A 14,384-nucleotide genomic window follows, 5' to 3' on the forward strand; every position below is an offset into this window, starting at 1 on the left:
TTGAATCGGAAATGTCATAACTTGACGGGGTGAGCTACCGACCCCTTGCTGCCGCTGGTCGTCTCGTCCCACTGCTCCGCGCCGGGCTGATCGCCGGCATCGTCGTCGCCGCCGCCGCGTACCCGGCCGTCGCGGTGACCGGTATCGGCGCCAAGGCCACCGCGCACGCCGTGGAGAGCAAGACCCGGCTGCTGACCACCGCCCTGCCCGCCGAGACCTCCTACCTGTACGCGCCCGACGGCAGGACCGTGCTGACCATGTTCTTCGAGGAGTACCGGCAGTACACCAAGCTGTCGGACATCTCGCCCAGCATGCAGCAGGCCATCGTCGCCGCCGAGGACAACCGCTTCTACCAGCACCACGGCGTCGACCCGAAGGGCGTCGCCCGCGCCTTCGTGGCCAACGCCCGCTCCAGCGGCGTCTCCCAGGGAGCCTCCACGCTCACCATGCAGTACGTCCGGATGGCGCTGCGCGACAGCGCCACCAACCCCAGAGAGGTGCAGGAGGCCACCGCGCAGACCCCGACGCGCAAGATCAAGGAGATGCGCATGGCGGTCGACCTGGAGAAGGAGTTGAGCAAGGAGGACATCCTGGAGCGGTACCTCAACTCCGCCTACTTCGGGCACCGCGCGTACGGCATCTACGCCGCCAGCGAGATCTTCTTCTCGAAAACCCCCAAGGAGCTGACCGCCGTCGAGGCGGCCACCCTCGCCGGGCTGGTGAAGTCACCCTCCCAGTACGACCCGGCCAGCTCGGACCAGAAGGAGGCCACCGCCCGACGCAACTACGTGCTGGACAACATGGCACGTCTCGGCTACGTCTCACCGGATTCCGCGCAGGCGGCGAAGGGTGAGCCGATCCGGCTCCGACTGACCTATCCGCCGAACGACTGCGCGGCGGTGCCCGAGAAGTGGAACAGCTGGGGGTTCCTCTGCGACTACCTGAAGAACTGGTGGAGCGCCCAGCCGGCGTTCGGTGCGAACCCGCTCCAGCGGTTGGACAAGCTACGCCGGGGCGGCTACCGGATCGTGCTGAGCATGGACCCGAAGATCCAGGCGGCGGCGGAGAAGAACGTCGGCACCGAGTCGAACACCGGCAGCCCGTTCGCCAACGGCATCGTGGTCTCCGAACCGGGCACCGGGCGGGTAAAGGCGATGGCGGTGAACCGCACCTACTCCCTCAACCTGGACGAGAACCCGCTCAGCTCCAACCCGGAGGCCGGGCCGGAGGTCAAGGCCAACTACCCGAACACCGTGGCACCCCTGATGGGCGGTGGTGACCTGCCCGGTTACCAGGCCGGATCGACGTTCAAGATGTTCCCCATGCTGGCCGCCCTCGACGCCGGCATGCCGCTCAACACCACCTTCAACGCGCCGCACAGCTACCGCTCCGAGGTCTACGACGGCTGGCAGCCCTCGAACGCCAGCGGCGCGATGAGCGGCACGCAGACCATGTGGTCCGGCTTCGGCAAGTCGGTGAACACCTACTTCGTCTGGCTGGAGGAGCAGGTCGGGGCGGAACGGGCCGTCCGGCTCGCCGAGCAACTGGGGCTGCGTTGGCGTACCGACGTGGACCGGGAGCACGCCTCCCCGGCGAAGGCCAACAAGTGGGGCGCCTTCACCCTGGGCGTCTCCGACGCCACTCCGCTGGAGATGGCCAACGCCTACGCGGCGGTCGCCGCCGACGGGCGCTACTGCGAGGCGCTGCCGGTGAACGCCATCTACAACCGGGACGGCACCCCGGCCACCTACACCACACCCGGCGGTATCGAACGGGAGGTCGCCAAGCCACGCTGCCGCCAGGTGGTCAGCGCCGACGCGGCGCGCGCGGCCACCGACGCCGCCCGTTGCCCCACCGGTGACACCCCGGCCAAGGGCAGTTGCGGCGGCTGGTCCACGGCCGACAGTGTGCGCGGCACGGTGGGCCGCCCGGTGGCCGGCAAGACCGGTACGACGGACAGCACCCGATCCGCCTGGTTCGTCGGCTACACGCCGGAACTGGCGGCGGCCAGTTTCATCTCCGACCCCGACAATCCGTTCAACGCGGTGGGTGACGGCCAGTCGCAGATCCCGATCGCGGCGGTGTCGAACACGCTCCGCGACGCCCTGAAGGGCAAACCCGCGCGGGACTTCGTCCCACCGTCGGACCGGATCGTCGGCTGATGCTCAGGCCGACGGCCCGGCGACCGGCTCGGACGCCACCGCACCGGCCGGGTCGCCCGGAGCGACACCCGCCGGCCCGGCCGGGACACCGCCGCCGGGCCCGACCGGGACCGTGGCCGGCTCGGCCGCAGCGGCGGCCACCAACCGCGTCGCGATCTGGGGGTACGCGGCCCAGTGCGGCACGAGCTGGGAGGCGTGCACACCCCGCCAGATGAATCCCTCCGGCGCGCCGCCCGGCCAGCTCCACGCCGGACGCTGCCCGCCCCGCGGGGTGAGGACCGCGCGGTGCTCCTTGTGCCCGACCACCACGTCACCACGGGCGGCAACCACGCTGTCACCCTGAGCGGTCGCCTCGCGGTAGCCGACCACCAGCCCGTCCCGCAGACTGCCGATCGCGTCGATCACCCCGCACATCGGCAGCCCGTCGAGTTCGCGGGCCAGCCAGAGCAGGCCGGCGCCCTCGGCGACCACCGGTCGGCCGGTGCGGGCCAGTTCGGCGACCGCGATGCAGAGCCGCCGGTTGGCGGAGAGCTGCTCCGCGTACGACTCGGGCAGCGCTCCGCCGACCACCAGGGCACGGGTGCCGGCCGGCAGCGCCTCGTCGGCGAACGGGTCGAGCGTCATCACCTCCGCACCGGCGGCCCGCAACAGCTCGGCCGTCTCGGCGTGACTGAAGCTGCCGCCCGGTCCGCCGAGCAGCGCCACGACCGGAGGAGCGGCGCCGGCTGGCCGGGCCGGGACAGCCTCGGCGGTGTTCGGCGGCGACCATTGCGGCACGCCCAGCGCCGGTGCCGAGCGGGCCAGCCCGAGCAGCCGCTCCAGGTCGACCGTGGCGGTCACCGCCTCACCCAACCGCCGGACCGCCCGGGTGGCCTCACCGGCGCCTTCGAGCACCGGCACCACGCCGTGCCGGCGCGACGGCAGCACCGAGGGCAGATCCTGACGGCGCAGCGCGCCGTAGACCGGCACACCGATGTCGTCGAGCGCCTCCCGCAGCAGCGCCTCGTGCCGGGCGGAGGCGACCCGGTTGAGGATCACCCCGCCGATCCACAACTGTTCGTCGTACGCCCGGAAGCCGTGCACCAGGGCGGCCACCGACTGGCCCATCGCGGCGACGTCGACCACCAGCACCACCGGGCTGCGCAGCACGGTGGCGACGGCGGCGGTCGACTCGGTCTCGCTCCGGCCGGTCAGGCTGTCGTACAGACCCATGCTGCCCTGCACCACCGCGAGGTCCGTGCCCTGCGCACCGTGCAGCAGCAGCGGGGCGACGCGTTCGGCACCGACCAGCCGCGGGTCCAGGGTGCGCCCGGGTCGGCCGCTGGCCAGCCCGAGGTACGCCGCATCCACCTGGTCGGGCCCGATCTTGAAGCCGGCCACGTCGAGGCCCCGGTCGGCGAGCGCGGCGAGCAGACCGATCGCCAGCGCGTTCTTGCCGTGTCCGGACGAGGGGGCACTGAGCACCAGACGCGGCACGACGGTCATCATCGACTCCTCGCGAGCGGTCGGCGTGCCGACCGTCGGCGCGCTCCGCCCGCGTGACGATAGCTGAACCGGACGCCGGACACGCACCCTCCGCCACCTCGTCCGGGCCAGGTCAGCCGGTCGGTGGCGGAGGGCCCCGACGCGCGTACGCTCCGCCACCACGAGGTCTGCGGCGCCGGATTCCGGCCGGGCTCACTGCCTGCGGCGGCCCGGCGCCGACAACGGCGCGTGGACGCCCCGACGGCTCGGCACAGTGGCGGCGGTCACACGGGTAACCTCGTGGCGTGTACCGGTTCCTGCTGACCCCGCGCTGGCTGGGCCTGCTCGTGCTGGCCTTGGCCGCCGCCACGGTGATGGTGCTGCTCGGCAACTGGCAGCTGGACCGCTACCACGGCCGCACCGCGATCAACGAACGCATCGACGCCGGCCTGCGGATGGATCCCGTGCCACTGCGCGAGGCGCTGCCCGCGCCGACCGGCGGTCCGGGCACCGTCGGTGCGCCACCGGCGGAGGAGCGGACCTTCACCCGAGTCACCGTGACGGGCCGGTACGACACCGACAACATCGTCCTGGTGCGGGGCCGCACGGCCGAGGGCCGGGTCGGCTTCGAGGTGGTCACCCCGCTGCTGCTCACCGACGGCACCGCCGTCCTGGTGGATCGCGGCTGGATCCCACCCGCCCCCGGTGGGGCGGTGGCGCAGCCGGACGTGCCACCGGCACCGGCGGGTGAGGTGACCGTCGAGGGTCGGGTGCACGCGAGCGAGAGCGGCGACGCCAAGGTGTCCCGCCGCGAGGGCCGCCTGGAGAGTCGCCGGGTGGCCGTGCCCCAGCTCGCCGGCGCGCTGCCCTACCCGGTGCACGGCGCGTACGTGCTTCTCGACGAGCAGACACCGGCCGCCGACCCGACGTTCCGGGCCGTGTCGATCGGCCACACCAACAACTGGCAGAACCTCGGCTACGTCGTCCAGTGGTGGATCTTCGCGGCGATGACCCTGGTCGGCTACGGCTGGATCGCCCGCCGCGAGGCCCGCCGGCTCGCCGGGGTGGTCGACGAACGCCCCCGCGACCGGGCCGCCGACTCCGGCACCCCCGCCGTCACCTGATCACTCAGCCGGGCCGGCGGCCCGCGTGGATCGCCCGGACGGCGTCGATGGTGTCGGCCTCGGCAGCGGTCTTGTCGTCCCGGTAGCGGACCACCCGGGCGAACCGCAGGGCCACCCCGCCCGGATAGCGCGAACTGCTCTGCACGCCGTCGAACGCGATCTCCACGACCTGCTCGGGTCGGACCCGGACGACCCAGTCGCCACGGTCCACGGCGAGGCCGAGGAAGCGTTCGGTCTGCCAGCGCAGCAGCTCGTCGGTGAGCCCCTTGAAGGTCTTGCCGAGCATCACGAACCCGCCGGTGCCCGGGTCACGAGCGCCCAGGTGCAGGTTCGACAACCACCCGGTGCGTCGGCCACTGCCCCACTCCACGGCGAGCACGACCAGGTCGAGGGTGTGCCGGGGCTTCACCTTGACCCAGGCGGCGCCACGCCGGCCGGCGTCGTAGGGCGCGCCGGGCGCCTTGACCACCACGCCCTCCTGGCCGGCGTCCAGTGCGGCGGCGAAGGCCTCGCCGGCCTGCTCCGGGTCGTCCACCTCCATCCGCCCGACCAGCAGCGACGCGTCGGCCGTGCCGCGCAGCGCCGCCCACCGCTCCCGGCCCGGCAGGTCGATCAGGTCCACCCCGTCGAGGTGCAGCAGGTCGAAGAAGTACGGCGTGAGCACGGTCGCACCGGTCCGTTCGGCGGCGGCGCGCACCGCCGGTGCGACCGGCGCCCCGGCGGCGGGACCAGCGGACCCGGCCCGGCGGGCAGCGGCACTGGACGTCTGCTGAAACGGCAGCGGCCGGCCGGCGGCGTCCAGCCCGATGGCCTCCCCGTCGAGGACGATCTCCCGGGCGGGCAGGGCACGCACGGCGGCGACCACCTCGGGCACCCGGGTGGTGATCTCGTCGAGACTGCGGGAGAAGACGGCGATGTCGGAACCACTGCGGTGCACCTGGATGCGGATGCCGTCGAGCTTCACGTCGACCACGGCGGGCACCCCGGTGGCGGCGAGCGCCTCGTCGACGGTGGACGCGCTCTGCGCCAGCATCGGCGCCAGGGGCCGACCCACCCGGAGACCGAACTCGGCAAGCGCGGTCGCCCCGCCGCCGAGAGCGGCCACCGCCACCGCCCGCAGGTCGCCGGCGAGCAGCAGCGCCCGGCGTACGACGGCGACGGGCACCCCGGCTGCCCGGGCGACCGCGTCGGCGAGCAGCCCGGCCTGGGCACCGTGCCGCAGCTCGCCGAGGAACAGGCCGGTCAGCAGACGCTGCTCGTCGGCGGTGGCGGCCGCGTAGAGGGCGTGCACCAGGGCCCGACGCCGAGCCTGCGAGCCGGCGCCGTGCACGGCCGCGATCTCGTCGATCGCGGCGTCCACCGCCGACACGCTGAGCGTCGGTTCGGTGGCCGGCGGGGGCAGGTCGCGCAGGCTGGCCCAGCCGACCCCGGTCTGCCGCTGGCGCAGCTCGCCGGCGAGCCAACCGGAGCCCGCCGCCACCTCGGGCGGATCGAGCCGCCGCAGGGCATCGGCGAGCAGCTCCACCTTGGCCCGACGACCGCTGGTGGCGCCGACGGCCGCGGAGGTGGCAGCCAGGTCCAGGAACCGCACGACCTCATCCTGCCAGCCACCACCGACAACCGGTGCCACCTGCGGACGGCCCGACCTTCGCTGTGGTCCCGACCGCCACCTGACCGCCCGGCGGTCGCCGACGTCAGGCCGGCACCGGCTCCTCGATCCGCAGCCCCCGGGCGCGGACACCGTCGGCGATACGCGACAGCGACGCGTCCAAGGCGACCAGCGCGGCGGACAACTCGCCGAGCTGTTCCTTAAGCGTGTCCTCGGGCCACGCGGAGACGTCGACGTCCCCCAGAGCGATGACGGCGGCCTCCAGGCGGGCCAGAACCTCATTCGTACGCATGTTCGAGAGGCTACAACAGCCCCGCGTCCGACACACCGGAAACGGCTACCGTCGGTGTGAAGTTACGGGTTCACCCGCGACCCACCTCAGCCACTCTGGCCAGCAGCAACGTCTCGGCGAGGCAGACCCGGGCGAACTCGCCCAGGTGCAGGCTCTCGTTCGGCCCGTGGGCTCGGGCGTGCGGATCCTCCACTCCGGTCACCAGGATCGCCGCCTGCGGGAACATCTCCTGGAAGGTGGCGATGAACGGAATGGAGCCGCCGACCCCGATCTCCACCGCGTCGGTGCCGTCCCAGGCGGACCGGAAGGCAGATCGGGCCGCGTCGAACATCGGGCCGCTGGCGTCGATGACGCAGGGGGCACCGTCGTGCTCGAACGTCACCTCGACCTGCGCGCCCCACGGTGCGTACCGCTCCAGGTGGGCGCGGAGCGCCGCGTACGCCCGCTTCGGTTCGTCGCCCGGCGCCAGCCGCACGCTGAGCTTGGCCTTGGCCGCCGGAACCAGCGCGTTCGGCGCCTCGCCGGTGGCCGGGGCGTCGATGCCGAGCACGGCGAGCGCCGGCTTGGTCCACAACCGGTCGGTGATCCGGCCGGTGCCGAACAGCCGCACACCGTCGGCCAGCCCGGCCTCGGCGCGGAACCGGTCCTCGGGGTAGTCGACGCGGGCCGCCTCCCGGCCGACCAGGTCGGCCACCGCCACGTTGCCGGCGTCGTCGTGCAGCGTGGCGAGCAGCCGGACCAGGGTGGTGAGCGCGTCCGGGACGGCACCGCCGAACATGCCGCTGTGCACGGCGTGGTCCAGCGTGCGCACCTCCACGAAGCAGTTGACGATGCCGCGTAGCGACGTGGTCAGCGCCGGTACGCCGACATCCCAGTTGGTCGAGTCGGCGATCACGATGACGTCGGCGGTGAGCTTGTCCCGGTGTTCGGCGAGCAGCCGCTCCAGGGAGTCGGAGCCGTACTCCTCCTCCCCCTCGACGAACACGACCACACCAACCGGCAGCCGGTCACCGTACGCGCGCAGCGCCGCGACGTGCGCCATGATGCCGGCCTTGTCGTCGGCGGCACCCCGCCCGTACAGCCGACCGTCGCGCTCCACCGGCTCGAACGGGTCGGACTCCCACAACGTGGGGTCGCCGATCGGCTGCACGTCGTGGTGGGCGTAGAGCATCACCGTCGGGGCACCGGGCGGCGCCGCCCGGCGGCCGATGACGGCGGGCTGACCACCGGCCCGCGCCACCTCCACGTCGAGGCCGCAGCCGCGCAGCAACTCGGCCACCGCCTCGGCGGAGCGCTCCACGTGGGCGTGGTCGAAGCCGTCGAAGGCGATGCCGGGAATGCGGACCAGGCGCTCCAGGTCGGCCCGGACGCCGGGCAGCTCCCGCGCGACGGCCTCCCGCAGGTCGGACTCGGTCATGATCGGTGTGGTCATGACCGGCATCGTATGCCGGCCTTACCGGCCGGCGCGGCCGGCGTGGCGGGTCCGACGGTGGCGGGTCGGCGCCGGCGGGTGGTACGGCCGGTGCGGTCAGCCGCGTCGGCAGTAGTAGCGCTCGGCGGCATGCGGCAGGACCGGTGCGCCCTCGACGACCAGGTCGGCGCGGGCCTCGGTGCCGTCGGCGGCGAAGTGGGCGCGTTCGGTGACATGCCAACGACGCAGCTCCGGCAGGATCGCCGGGCCGTCGCGGGCCACCGCCCGGTCCAGCCGCAGTGGCTGCGGGGCGGTGACGAAGACCGCCAGGGTCAAGCTCGCCACGGCGGTCGTCCGGGCCGCGCTGACCCCCTCCACGATCAGCACCGGCGCGACCGGCACCGGCACCGGCGTGGGCAGGAAACGCCGGCGCACCCAGCTGTAGCGCCGGTAGGCGCCGGCCCGCCCGGCTCGTACCGGCGCCAGCACCTGCTCCTCCAGCCGGTCCCAGAAGGTGAGCTGGTCGTCCCATCCGTCGAGCAGGTCGTCGGTGTGCACCACCGGTGGCCGGGTGGCGTCGGGCGTCGCGGCGGCGAGGGCATCGGCCAGGCGCGCCGCGAAGACCGTCTTGCCGGCGCCGCTGGGCCCGTCGACGGCCACCAACCGGGTACGCCCCAGCCGGGCCGGCCCCGCCAACACCCGTCGAGCAAGTCCGGCGTACGCCTCGAAGACCACCACCACGGACACCGACGTTACCGATCGGGTTGTCCCGGGCCACTTCGGATCGCACGCCCGGGCACCGGGCGGCATGCTCGTGGCGTGTCCCATTCCGTGATGAGTCCCGGCGTCGAGGCGTTGCTGGAACAGGCCCGCGCGGGCATGACCCGGTTGACCCCGCAGGAGACGGTGCAGGCCGCGAGCCGTGGCGCACTCCTGATCGACACGCGCACCGACGCACAGCGTCGGGAACAGGGCGACCTGCCCGGCGTCATCGTGATCGACCGGACGGTGCTGGAGTGGCGGCTCGACCCGGCCAGCGACTGGCGGATCCCCGAGGCCACCGGGTACGACCTTGAGATCGTGGTGATGTGCCGGCAGGGATACAGCTCCAGCCTCGCCGCCGCGAGCCTGCGCGCCCTGGGCCTGCACCGGGCGACCGACATGATCGGCGGAGTGGAGGCGTGGCGGTCGGCCGGCCTGCCCTTCTCCGACCAATCCGCCGACGTCCGCTACTGATTCAGTAGGCCATCAGATCCAGGGTCTGCCTGGCGTACTCCATCGCCAGTTCCTCGGTCTGGGCCTCGTTCGGCACCTGCGCCGCGATGAAGTTGAGCTGCAAATGGACCACGGCCGTTCCCGCCATCGCCGCCGCCATCGAGAGCCGGCTGTTCACCGGCCCGTCGTAGGGCTCCGGTGGATCAGTCATCGGGCCGTTGGCCGGTGGGATCGACACCCAGGCGCCCTCGCCGACCCCGCTGGCCTCCCGGGCGATGCCCTGCGCTCCGGCGGGCGGCGGACCACCGAGAGACTCACGGGCCGCTGTCGTCGAATCTGCGACCAGCATGGTGATGGTGACCGCGTGGATCGCCAGGGGGTCCTCCGACACTGCGCTGAGTACACAGCTCTTGCGGTCCGGCCGGTCGGGGCGGTCTCGTACCCGTGTCGTCCCGCCGGCCACGTCGATCAACGGCTGGTGGTCGAGCTTGATGCAGAGGTCGTCCACCAGGCGGTAGGACGCGGCGGGTGATGGGGGTGAGCTGGGTGCCGGGGTGGCGGTGCCGGCGCAGCCGGTGAGCACGACCGGGAGCACCAGAGCGAGCCGGCCCAGACGGCGGGTATCGATCACCACGAGATCGTGCCACAGCGGGCCGTCCCTCCGGCGCCCGCCGGCCGGGCATCCCGGCTCACCGTCGCGGGGCGCCGGGTGGGACGAACGGTAGGTCGGTCGGGGGCCCGTCCTCGACGAGTCGCCACAGGGCGTCGGTGTCCAGGTGCTCCTCGACCAGATCGCCGAGCAGGTCGAGATTGCGTTCCCGGGCGGCGGCGAAGGAGGTGTCCGGTGCGACCCGGAAGCCGGTACGTCCGGCGAGGCGGGCCGCCCGGGTGAGGAACCAGCGACGGAACTCGTCGGACTCGAACGTGCCGTGCCAGTGGGTACCGTGCACGACGCCGTGCATGGCACCCTCGTCGGCGCCGCCGGTGTACCGCAGCAACGGGACCAACCGGGGGTCGGCGGTCGAGACGTGACCGTGGTGGATCTCGTAGCCGTGGACCGGACGGTCACCCGCGAAGCTGCCCACCGCCGGTCGGACGGTCTTGCGGCGGTCGAAGGTGATCTCGATGGGGAGCAGGCCGAGACCGGGCACCGTGCCCTGCCGGCTCTCCACCGGGTCGTGGATGGCGCGGGCCAGCATCTGGTAGCCGCCGCAGATGCCGAGCAGCGGACGGTTCGCCGCCACGTGCGCCGTGACGGCGTCGGCAAGGCCCGTCTCGCGCAGCCAGGCCAGGTCCGCCACCGTCGACTTCGAGCCGGGCAGCACCACCAGGTCGGCGGCGGCGAGTTCGGCCGGCTCGACGGTCAGACGTACGCGCACCCCCGGCTCGGTCGCCAGCGCCTCGACGTCGGTGGCGTTGCTGATCCGGGGCAGCCGCAGCACGGCCACGTCGAGCCATTCGGTGCCGTGCGGGGCGGACGGGCGACCGAGTACCCGGCCGTAGGCGAGGGAGTCCTCCGCGTCGAGCCACAGGTCCAGGGCCCAGGGCAGCACCCCGTACGTCGGACGCCCGGTGAGCTGCCGCAGCATCTCCAGCCCGGGGGCGAGCAGACCCCGGTCGCCGCGGAACTTGTTGACCACGAAGCCGGCGACGAGGGCCTGGTCGGCGGGGTCGAGCAGGGCGAGGGTGCCGAACATCGCGGCGAACACACCACCCCGGTCGATGTCACCGACGACGATCGTGGGCAGCCGCGCGTGCCGGGCCAGCCCCATGTTCACGTAGTCGCCGTCGCGCAGGTTGATCTCCGCCGGGCTGCCGGCGCCCTCGCAGATCACCACGTCGTACTCCGAGCGCAGCTCGGTCAGGGCGGCGTACGCGGTCTCGGCGAGCCGGGGACGCAGGGTCCGGAAGGTGCCGGCGGTGATCGTGTCGACCGCCTCGCCGAGCAGGACCACCTGGCTGGCCAGGTCGCTGCCGGGCTTGAGCAGCACCGGGTTGAATCGCAGGTCCGGCGCGAGCCCGCAGGCCGCCGCCTGCATCGCCTGGGCCCGGCCGATCTCGCCGCCCCGGCCGTCCGGCCCGAGCACCACGGCGGAGTTGTTTGACATGTTCTGCGCCTTGAAGGGCGCCACCTTCACACCTCGCCGGTGCAGCCACCGGCAGATGCCGGCGGTGAGCACACTCTTGCCGGCATCCGAGGTCGTCCCGGCCACCAGCAGCCCACCGCTCACCGACGGCCCGCCCGCCGAGCCGCGTTGCCGGCCAGCGGACCGGCCCGGCGGGCGGCGGCAGCCACCAGGCGACCCGCGGTCATCGGGTACGCCACCGCGAGACCGAGGGTCGCCAGCCCGACCGCCCGGGAGATGCGGGCGGCCCGCGCCAGATGCCGTGCCTCGGGACGTGGCCCGTCACCGAGGAACGGACGCACCTCCGTACGGCCGAAGTACACGTTGCGTCCACCCAGCCGTACGCCCAACGCCCCGGCCATCGCCGCCTCGCACTGCCCGGCGTTGGGGCTGGGATGGTCGTCGCGGTCGCGCCGCCACACCCGCCAGGCCCGGGCCCGGTCGCCCTTTCCGGCCGGCGCCAGCGCCACGGTCAGCAGCCCGGTCAGCCGGGCCGGCACCAGGTTGAGCAGGTCGTCCAGGCGGGCAGCCGGGGTGCCGAACCGGGCGTACCGAACATTGCGGTGGCCCACCATCGCGTCGAGAGTGTTCGCCGCGCGGTAGCCGAGCAGGCCGGGCAGCCCGGCGACCGCACCCCAGACCAGCGGGGCGACCACCGCGTCGGAGGTGTTCTCCGCCACCGACTCCACCGTCGCGCGCGCGATCTCGGGCTCGTCGAGTGTCGACGGGTCCCGCCCGCAGAGATGCCCGAGCCGCTGTCGGGCCGCCGGCAGGTCACCGCCGCGCAACGACCGGCCCATCGTCTTCGCCTCGTGGCGCAGGCTGCGCCCGCCCAGCACGGCCCAGGTGCCGGCGGCGACAAGCACGGCCCGGGCCGCCGGCCGACGCCGGGTGCCCACCGTGGCAGCCACCCCCATCGCCACCGGCGCGCCCACACAGAGCGCGGTGAAGATCGCACCGGCCAGCTGTTCCGGGCGGTAGAGGCGACGTTCCAGGGCGGCGGCGGCCCGGCCGAATCCGGCCACCGGGTGCCCTCTGCGCGGGTCACCGAACAGCGCGTCCAGCGCGTAGCCCGCGACCAGTCCCGTCGCGTTCGCCACCGCACCCGCGTGTCGCACGGCATGTCACCCCCGGGCGGTCAGCCTAGCCGAGCGGTGCCGTCCGGATCGGCCCCGGCGGAGCCGCTCACGCCGCAGGCGCAGCCCGCCTACGCCGCGGTCGTACCCGCTGGCGCCACGTCCGCCGATGGGCGACCGGGCCCGTCGTCGAAACCCGGTCACCTCGACGCCGGGCCGAGTGGCCGGGCCGCACTCCGTCGGGCGAACCCGGTCACCAATCGTCGCCGGCCAGCTTCCGTGCCAGGTCAGACAGGCTGCGGCAGCTTGCCGCGCCCTCGACGACCACGCCCGGTCGCGGCATCGCCCGCCCCCGATTCCTCCGGGCGCACCGCCAGCTCGGACTCGGTGGCGTCGGCGGGCACCGGAGCCAGTTCGTCGGCGACGCCTTCGCCAGCGTCGGCGATGTCGTCGAACTCCGACGACAGGTGGTCGTCGCCCGACGGCACGGAGCCGGGCGTCGAGTCGAACCTGACCGCCGAGCCCGGGCCGGACCCGACCGTCGAGCCCGGGTCGAAGTCGCCGGGCGGACCAGGGTGGCGGGCGCCGGCCGAACCAGCCCCGAAGCCGGACATGTCGGCGAGTTCGAAGTCGTCGTCGACCGGGCGGTGGTCGAGTCGGGCGGGCGCCTCGTCGTCCGGAACTGGCTCGGTCGGCTCCCCCTGCACCCGCCGCTCCGCGTCGGCGTCCGAGACCGCGCTGGTGGCCAGGGTGGGCCGGTTGCGCAGGAACCTTCCCCGTCCCCGGGACAGGTCGTGGCCGACCGCGACGGCCTCCAACTCGTACAGGGTGCGGTGGTTGCCGGCGTCGTCGACCCAGTCGCGGGTGTAGAGCCGGCCGCAGACCACCACCGGATCGCCGACCATCACCGAGGCGGCGACTCCCTCGGCGAGCTTGCGCCAGCAGTTGACGCGTACCCGCAGGCTGTTGCCGTCGACCCAGCGTCCGCTGTCCCGGTCGAGGCGTCGAGCGGTCGAGGCGACCTTGAAGTTGGCCACCAGGGTGTTGCTCTGGGCGGTGCGGCGCCATTCCGGCGCAGTCAGAACATTTCCGACAATCGTCATATAGGTATCGAACATCGTTCCTCCCTTGAAGGGTCGGGGCCTGGCTTCGGCGAGTCGACTCGTCACCGAGCCTGCGGGCTGGCGGCCGCCCCGAACAGCCCAGCAGGCGGCATCTGTGGACGACCGGACCAGCTGTGGACAAACGCCTGATCAAGGTCCTGATGTGGTAGGCCCATCGCCCCTGCCCGCCGGGCGACCGGCCATCGATGATCAATGGGAAGCGGAAATGGTCACGTTCCGGACGGAGCCGACCTGGGTAGGGATCTCTACAACCGCACGCGTGAGCACGACGTCGAACGAAAGGTCAGCGATCATGATGATGACCGTCACCCGTTCCGCCCGCCTCTCCGGGCAGGTGCGGCGATGAGCGCCGTGCAGAACCCCGCCACCGTGGCCACGTGCCTCAGGCTGGGCGCGGGTTTCTCCGACCGGGAGCGGAACCGCATCGTCGAGCAGTTCGCCACGCTCGACGCCCGCCTGGCCGGTTTCCACGCCGACGCCACCGACATGGAGTTGTCGGTGAAGGACCGGGAGGCCAAGGGTCAGAAGGTCACCCTGGAGTGCTGGATCGCCGGCCGGCAACGGGTGGTGGCCACCTCGACCGAGGAGGACCTGCACGCCGCGCTCAACGACGTCCGCGACGACCTGCGTCGCCAGTTGAACGACGCGAAGACCCGGCAGGAGCCCCGCAACAACAAGCACCTGCGGGTCAACGAACCGCCCGGCCCGGCCACGCCTACCGACGAGTTGGCCGGCGCCGGGACGACGACCGACGAAAGGTGAGCGCCGGGCCGGGGCGACG

Annotated in this window: 13 protein-coding genes; 4 read left to right on the top strand and 9 right to left on the bottom strand. The window is 73.2% G+C overall.

Features of this window, described 5'->3' with window-relative positions; translation table 11 throughout:
- Positions 1 to 29 precede the first annotated feature (29 nt).
- The gene (locus O7597_RS04640) at positions 30 to 2,162 is read left to right on the top strand and encodes a transglycosylase domain-containing protein (RefSeq protein WP_281582104.1); all 2,133 of its coding nucleotides are present in this window, start codon (positions 30 to 32) and stop codon (positions 2,160 to 2,162) included.
- A gap of 3 nt (positions 2,163 to 2,165) precedes the next feature.
- Here O7597_RS04640 and O7597_RS04645 read toward each other — a convergent pair whose 3' ends face one another.
- On the bottom strand, positions 2,166 to 3,647 hold the full coding sequence (locus O7597_RS04645) for a cobyrinate a,c-diamide synthase (RefSeq protein WP_281582105.1): 1,482 nt from the start codon (positions 3,645 to 3,647) through the stop codon (positions 2,166 to 2,168).
- 284 nt (positions 3,648 to 3,931) lie between these two features.
- Here O7597_RS04645 and O7597_RS04650 point away from each other — a divergent pair, with 284 nt between their 5' ends.
- Positions 3,932 to 4,750, top strand: a complete 819-nt coding sequence (locus tag O7597_RS04650; RefSeq protein ID WP_281582106.1) for an SURF1 family protein — start codon at positions 3,932 to 3,934, stop codon at positions 4,748 to 4,750.
- A 4-nt stretch (positions 4,751 to 4,754) separates the two neighbouring features.
- On the opposite strand, the gene O7597_RS04655 is transcribed toward O7597_RS04650, so the two are convergent.
- The 4 genes from O7597_RS04655 to O7597_RS04670 all read right to left on the bottom strand — a co-directional run bounded on the left by O7597_RS04655 (position 4,755) and on the right by O7597_RS04670 (position 8,803).
- Positions 4,755 to 6,341, bottom strand: a complete 1,587-nt coding sequence (locus tag O7597_RS04655) for an ATP-dependent DNA ligase (RefSeq protein ID WP_281582107.1) — start codon at positions 6,339 to 6,341, stop codon at positions 4,755 to 4,757.
- Between the two features lie 103 nt (positions 6,342 to 6,444).
- Positions 6,445 to 6,651, bottom strand: coding sequence for a hypothetical protein (locus O7597_RS04660; RefSeq protein WP_093410448.1), 207 nt, complete (start codon positions 6,649 to 6,651; stop codon positions 6,445 to 6,447).
- Between the two features lie 70 nt (positions 6,652 to 6,721).
- Positions 6,722 to 8,068: a dipeptidase gene (locus O7597_RS04665; protein WP_269738698.1), complete on the bottom strand. Its 1,347-nt coding sequence runs from the start codon at positions 8,066 to 8,068 to the stop codon at positions 6,722 to 6,724.
- 111 nt (positions 8,069 to 8,179) lie between these two features.
- Positions 8,180 to 8,803, bottom strand: coding sequence for a hypothetical protein (locus tag O7597_RS04670; RefSeq protein WP_332317113.1), 624 nt, complete (start codon positions 8,801 to 8,803; stop codon positions 8,180 to 8,182).
- Between the two features lie 93 nt (positions 8,804 to 8,896).
- Between O7597_RS04670 and O7597_RS04675 the strand changes: the two genes are divergently transcribed.
- The gene (locus O7597_RS04675; protein WP_269738699.1) at positions 8,897 to 9,298 is read left to right on the top strand and encodes a rhodanese-like domain-containing protein; all 402 of its coding nucleotides are present in this window, start codon (positions 8,897 to 8,899) and stop codon (positions 9,296 to 9,298) included.
- Position 9,299: 1 nt separating this feature from the next.
- On the opposite strand, the gene O7597_RS04680 is transcribed toward O7597_RS04675, so the two are convergent.
- The 4 genes from O7597_RS04680 to O7597_RS04695 all read right to left on the bottom strand — a co-directional run bounded on the left by O7597_RS04680 (position 9,300) and on the right by O7597_RS04695 (position 13,597).
- A complete protein-coding gene (locus O7597_RS04680; RefSeq protein ID WP_269737884.1) occupies positions 9,300 to 9,908 on the bottom strand; it encodes a hypothetical protein in 609 nt (202 codons plus the stop codon).
- Positions 9,909 to 9,966: 58 nt separating this feature from the next.
- A complete protein-coding gene (locus O7597_RS04685; protein ID WP_269737885.1) occupies positions 9,967 to 11,508 on the bottom strand; it encodes a cobyric acid synthase in 1,542 nt (513 codons plus the stop codon).
- Entirely contained in the window at positions 11,505 to 12,521 is a 1,017-nt protein-coding gene (locus tag O7597_RS04690; RefSeq protein ID WP_269737886.1) for a cobalamin biosynthesis protein, read from the bottom strand. The genes O7597_RS04685 and O7597_RS04690 overlap by 4 nt, the downstream gene beginning before the upstream one ends.
- 245 nt (positions 12,522 to 12,766) lie before the next feature.
- Entirely contained in the window at positions 12,767 to 13,597 is an 831-nt protein-coding gene (locus O7597_RS04695) for a single-stranded DNA-binding protein (RefSeq protein ID WP_281582108.1), read from the bottom strand.
- 348 nt (positions 13,598 to 13,945) lie between these two features.
- On the opposite strand from O7597_RS04695, the gene O7597_RS04700 reads away from it, so the two are divergent.
- Positions 13,946 to 14,365 (top strand): HPF/RaiA family ribosome-associated protein, encoded by a 420-nt coding sequence (locus O7597_RS04700; protein WP_164447469.1) that lies wholly within the window; start codon positions 13,946 to 13,948, stop codon positions 14,363 to 14,365.
- Positions 14,366 to 14,384 lie beyond the last annotated feature (19 nt).

It is taken from the genome of Verrucosispora sp. WMMC514, from assembly GCF_027497295.1.
Taxonomy (GTDB): Bacteria; Actinomycetota; Actinomycetes; order Mycobacteriales; family Micromonosporaceae; genus Micromonospora; species Micromonospora palythoicola.